Below are 6,147 nucleotides of genomic sequence, written 5' to 3'. Positions count from 1 at the left end.
CCCTTCAAGAAGAAAGTACGCTCGTTAGTCAGCCATGCTCGCTCACAGCGCTTAGATATGGAAGGGATGCTTGGGAATTTACTCCCGCCGGTAGAAGGGGACGAGTTACCTCATCTCGACAGTTTTTTGCTGTTGGTTAACACCTTAGAGAGGGAGTTAAACACCACAGTGTTGGTTTCAAGTCCTCAAGAGGTGGATCTAAAACATAACCCGAAAGGCTGTTTGCTGTGTGTGCTTTCTACGGATCTCAACGCTCATTTCAACAATCGTAATCGCTTGGTTGCGGATATTTCTATGTTGTTTCGTGGGACTCACGGCGAAAAGCATACCTTGATGCGTACTATTTATTCGTCGTCCTTATTTGAGCATAAAGTCGAATTTGAAGATGGCGACTTTGTACGTATCTCTTTGAGCTTACAAAAATAAAAAAAGTGGCACATGGCCTCCTGACTAAATACGTTATAATAATGTTCTACTTATTGCATTTGAACATAGTTAACTTTTCAGTGATTTCCCCCCTATTGTTCTAATTATCCGTAGTTAGAACAGGGTGAATAAAAAGTGTAGACGCTTGTCATAAAAATTTAATCTTAGTGTGCATTGTGAAAATATTGAAAATTCATCATATTGTAATGACTATGTAACAAAAAAGAGAGAGTGGTTTATGCAGCATCAAGAAATGATCCAACCTTCCAATTTTGGCGTTATCAGCCGCACTTGTCTGTTTTCATTGTTCGGTATTGTATTGGTATTCAGTATTATTTAGTTTTCGAGCAAGCCTTGACGAGGAAGTAATTACTCACTTAAGTGTACGGAGACTCAAGGCGGCTCTGGATCTCACTCATTTGCTATGTTAGTTTCGCAGTGATTCATACTGTTAATGGTTTGTATATGTTTTCGCTGTCGTCACTTTCTCATCGTTTTGCCTCCTTGCCAGATGCTTTTTATACGCCTGTCGCACCGCAACCTCTTGATAATACGCGTTGGATTATTTGGAACGGACAGTTTGCTGAGCAATTTAATTTACCCCTACAGGCTCCTGACGGAGATCTGAAACAGTTTCTGACTGGCGAATACATCATAGAAAACTCGCCGCCTGTTGCCATGAAGTATGCAGGACACCAATTTGGTGTTTATAACCCTGAATTAGGCGATGGCCGTGGTCTATTGCTCGGTGAGTTGACTAATCATCATAACGAAGTCTTTGACTTGCATATTAAAGGTGCTGGTTTAACGCCTTATTCACGGATGGGGGATGGCAGGGCAGTGTTGCGCTCAACAATTCGTGAGTATCTATGCAGTGAAGCGATGGCAGGACTTGGTATCCCAACGACGCGAGCTTTAGGGATGTTGGTGAGTGATACCCCTGTCTATAGAGAGAAGTGTGAGCAAGGTGCTCTATTAATTAGAATGGCACGCAGTCATATTCGTTTTGGTCATTTCGAGCATTTCTTCTATACCAATCAACTTGAAGAGCTTCAGTTATTAGCTGACAGAGTTGTTGAGTGGCACTTCCCCTCAGCACGGGACAATGAGAAACCTTATCTCTCGATGTTTGATCAAATCGTCCAACGCACTGCAAAAATGATAGCGCAATGGCAGGCGTATGGTTTTGCGCACGGGGTAATGAACACGGACAATATGTCGATCATTGGCGATACATTTGATTACGGTCCATTTGGTTTTCTTGACGATTATGACCCAAGTTATATTTGCAATCACTCTGACTACCAAGGGCGCTATGCATTTAATCAACAACCACGCATTGCGCTTTGGAATCTATCAGCCTTAGCTCACAGCTTGTCTCCTCTCATATTGAGAGAGGATCTAGAACAAGCCCTATCGCAGTTTGAGCCATTGTTAGGTCAGGAGTTTAGCCGTCTGATGCGAAGTAAATTGGGTATCAATAGTCAGCAGCAAAGTGATACGCAACTGTTTGGTGCAATGTTTGAGTTGTTGCATCAACAGGGTATTGATTACACGCGTTTTTTACGCGAATTGTCATCGATCGATATCAAAGGGATTCAAGCGGTACTGGATCTTTTTGTCGACCAGCAGGCGATAAATCAGTGGTTGGCACAATACCTAGAACGCTGTGAGCATGAACATAATGGCCATGGAGAGGTGGTTTCCGCCGACGAACGTTGCCAAGCCATGCGTCGGGTAAACCCGAAGTACATCTTGCGTAACTACCTCGCTCAAATTGCAATAGATCGAGCAGAAGAGGGCGATTTCAGCGAAGTAGAGCGCCTTGCCACCTTGTTGAGAAACCCTTTTGATGAGCAGCCTGAGATGAGTCAGTATGCCAACCTACCACCTGATTGGGGCAAAAAGATGGAGATTAGCTGTTCATCTTAATGACGTGGGCTCCAAGCGATGAGTTTCTCTTTGAGTAGGGTGCGGTTGATGGGTTTGGTTAGAAGGTTCGATAATTCGTTTTTTGTTAATAAGATGTGATGTGAGTCCGCAAGGGGTTCAAATTCTAAGTAATATCTTACAAATTACCGAATAAGAACTGTTTACACTCCTCAGTACTAAAGTCGCTCAGTAGTAGGTAAGGGTATGTCAGCTAAAATTCTTGTTGTCGATGATGATCAAGAGATTTGTGAGTTATTGGAAGAATACCTGACGAAGCAAGGTTATCAGGTTGATGCGGTCAATGACGGCGAACAGATGAAGTCGTATCTTGAACAACAGGGTTATCCTGAACTTATCCTGCTTGATGTGATGCTGCCGGGAGATGATGGCTTTACTTTGTGTCAGCAAGTGCGCCGTCACTCTTCTGTCCCCATCATTATGCTCACTGCGGTCTCCGATGATACCGATCAGATCATCGGCCTTGAGATTGGTGCAGATGACTATATCGCAAAACCGTTCAATCCACGTCACCTCACCGCACGGATAAAAGCCGTGTTGCGCCGAGTTAACGTAGTAGAAGAGCTGCCTGCCAGTGTTATCGCTAAAACCATCGTATTTGGTGATTGGAAACTGGATCCCTTGGCACACAGAATTACTCATGTCGAGCGCCATGAGTCTCATGACTTGTCAGGCAGTGACTTTGCATTGCTGATGCTATTTCTTAAACGTCCAAATGAAGTACTTGACCGCGACACCATCTCTTTCGCGACTCGCGGTCGAGAAGCGTTACCCTTTGAACGCGGTATCGATGTCCAGCTTAGCCGATTGCGCCAAAGGTTAGGTGACAGTGCAAGATTCCCGCATTACATCAAAACGATGCGTGGTAATGGCTATATTCTCGCGGTGCCTGTGAGTTATGAGCAATAAATTGCAAAATTGGTTACGCCGTTTCAAGCCCAATTCGCTAGTCAGCCGAACTCTGGGGTTAACGTTGTTGGCGGTTGTGCTCGCTCAAGGTGTGGCGACGACTATTTGGTACGCCGAGTCGAAACAGAAGGAGCTGGAAGGTATCCGCTCTGCTTCTGAAAGCATGGCAAATATGTTCTCTTCGACAGTGACCTTCTTTCAATCTTTGCCGGTCAAGTATCGCCATATTGTATTGGATCAGATCCGAAATATGGGCGGGACTCGTTTTTTCGTCTCATTCAATAAAGAGCAGTTAATCGTCGATCCGATAGAGGATACCCCGCTGAAGTTAGCTTCATTGCAAGCAATTGAAAGTGTGTTAGCCAAAAAGCTACCTAAGGTCGAGTCGATTCAAGTCGACTTTTCTCATCCAGATAACTTGAGACTGCTCAAAAATGATATTTATCTGCATGACTTACCTAAGTCGTGGGCTCACCATACGCTGACGCTCAATCCCATTGATCCACCGATTCTCGTGGTACAAATTGAGCTAAAAACCCATGAGTGGGTCTATATTGCGGCTCTATTACCCGCACCTTATGTCACTCTCGACGATACCTTGATCGGTCGTGAACAGATGATGTTTCTGCTCTTCTCTACCACGATTTTATTGTTCCTTACTTACTTGTTGGTACGGCGTCAGGTTAAGCCACTCAAGCGATTAGCTAAGGCCGCGAATGAGATGAGCATGGACATCGATCAAGCGCCTATAAAGGAAGAGGGGGCGAGCGAATTGATCACCGCGACGCGTGCATTTAATCGTATGCAGCAGCGGATACGCCGTTATGTAGCGGATAGGGAGCATCTTTTCTCGGCGATTTCCCACGACCTGAAAACACCCATCACACGTTTAAGGCTGAGGGCCGAGTTGCTTGAAAACGACACCAAACGCGACAAGTTTAATCGTGACCTTGATGAACTAGAAATGATGGTTAAAGGGGCGTTGCAGTGTGTCCGTGACACCGACCTACATGAAAACAATGCCTACATTGATCTCAATGAGATGATACTGAGTGTGATTGAACCATTGAACCAACACCAGCAAACGGTTGAGTTTGATCCCTACCCAATTGAGCCAATTGTTGCGAAACCATTAGCGATCAAGCGAGTGATCAGTAATTTAGTCGATAACGCAGTAAAATATGGTCATCGTGCTGAGATTGAAGTGCTCACCAATCAGGAGTGGGTCAGTATTGTCATTGAGGATCATGGTCCAGGTATTCCTGAAGATAAGCTCGAAGCCGTTTTTGAACCCTATTTTAGATTGGCAAATGATGAAAATGGGCATGGCTTAGGCTTAGGTATCTGCCGGAATATTCTTCACGGACATGGCGGAGATCTCATTATTGATAACTTACCCAGAAAAGGCTTACGCGCCCAAATCTATATTCCATCGAACCTAGAGGTGTAATGTAACATAATTGTTACGTGGCGTTTACCGTTTGTTTCAATCTTAAATTTCAATTTGGATAGACTCTGTTTAGTACAAGCAAGAACGCTTGGGGTCATTGAGCTGTTGGCCTGAATGTCTAATCCAATACATGGAAGATAATAATGAAACTTAATAAAACCCTACTTACCCTCTCTCTATTGTCTGCTGCTAATGTTGCAACTGCTGGTGAAGTTGAAGTTCTTCACTGGTGGACTGCGGGCGGTGAAGCAAAATCTGCTGCTGTTCTTAAAGAGATGCTAGAAGAGCAAAACCACACTTGGAAAGATTTCGCAGTAGCTGGTGGTGGCGGTGAATCTGCTATGACGGTTTTGAAAACTCGTGCTGTATCAGGTAATCCACCATCAGCAGCACAAATCAAAGGTCATGACATTCAGGAGTGGGGCGGTCTTGGCTTCCTGACTTCTCTTGAGAGCACAGCAAAACAAGAAAAATGGGATGAAATCCTACCTTCAGTAGTCACCAAAGTGATGAAATACAACGGTGAGTACGTCGCAGTGCCGGTCAACGTTCACCGTGTTAACTGGATTTGGGCTAACCCTGAAGTGCTTAAGAAATCGGGCGTAGAGTTGCCAACCACATTGGATGAGTTCTTTGCTGCGGCTGAAAAAATTAAAGCCGCTGGTTTTGTACCACTCGCTCATGGTGGTCAGCCTTGGCAAGATGCCACTGTATTCGAAGCAGTCGCACTGGATGTACTAGGTAGTGAAGACTACAACAAAGCGTTTGTAGACCTAGACATGGATGTGCTTTCTGGTGACAAGATGGTGGAAGTGTTCACTAAGTTCAAGAAGGTGCGTGACTACATCGATGCAAACTCACCAGGACGTGACTGGAACGTTGCAACCTCAATGGTGATTAACGGTGAAGCGGCGATGCAAATCATGGGTGACTGGGCGAAAGGTGAGTTTACCGCTGCTGGTAAAGTTCCAGGCAAAGATTACATCTGTGCACCTGCTCCAGGTACGGATGGACAGTTCACGTTCAACATCGACAGCTTCGCTTTCTTCGAGCTTAGCAACAAAGACAATCAGAAAGCTCAGCAAGATCTAGCTCGTACAATCCTAACTAAAGAGTTCCAAGAGGTGTTTAACCTAAACAAAGGTTCAATTCCTGTGCGCCTAGATATGGATATGTCTAAGTTTGACCAGTGTGCACTGGACTCTATGGCGACATTTAAGGCGAGCGCTCAGTCTGGTGACCTAGTACCAAGTATGGCGCACGGTCTATCAACAACGAGCTATGCACAAGGTGCCATCTACGACGTAGTGACTAACTTCTTCAATGATGACAAAGCGGATCCTAAGCAAGCGGCTCAAAAACTGGCTAAGGCCGTTAAAGCAGCCATTTAAACTTCGCTCGTTTAAGTACAC

General features: G+C 44.9%; 5 protein-coding genes. All 5 read left to right on the top strand.

Translation table 11 applies throughout. From position 1 onward, the window contains the following. Positions 1-426 (top strand): DUF2913 family protein (locus DA100_RS02835; RefSeq protein WP_138970779.1); only part of this gene is annotated, 426 nt, incomplete at its 5' end. 465 nt (positions 427-891) lie between these two features. Continuing rightward, positions 892-2,358, top strand: coding sequence for a protein adenylyltransferase SelO (locus tag DA100_RS02830; protein ID WP_138970778.1), 1,467 nt, complete (start codon positions 892-894; stop codon positions 2,356-2,358). Positions 2,359-2,562: 204 nt separating this feature from the next. Next, positions 2,563-3,285, top strand: a complete 723-nt coding sequence (locus DA100_RS02825) for a response regulator (RefSeq protein ID WP_138970777.1) — start codon at positions 2,563-2,565, stop codon at positions 3,283-3,285. Then, positions 3,275-4,735 carry an ATP-binding protein gene (locus DA100_RS02820; protein ID WP_138970776.1) on the top strand — a complete coding sequence of 487 codons (1,461 nt, stop codon included), beginning with the start codon at positions 3,275-3,277 and terminating at the stop codon, positions 4,733-4,735. The genes DA100_RS02825 and DA100_RS02820 overlap by 11 nt, the downstream gene beginning before the upstream one ends. A 143-nt stretch (positions 4,736-4,878) precedes the next feature. After that, a complete protein-coding gene (locus tag DA100_RS02815) occupies positions 4,879-6,126 on the top strand; it encodes an ABC transporter substrate-binding protein (protein WP_138970775.1) in 1,248 nt (415 codons plus the stop codon). The last annotated feature ends 21 nt before the right edge of the window (positions 6,127-6,147 follow it).

The sequence above is a fragment of the Vibrio sp. Hep-1b-8 genome (assembly GCF_006124995.1).
Taxonomy (GTDB): Bacteria; Pseudomonadota; Gammaproteobacteria; order Enterobacterales; family Vibrionaceae; genus Vibrio.
Note: the sequence above shows the minus strand (reverse complement) of the source record. Positions and strands in the feature narration are given on the sequence as shown.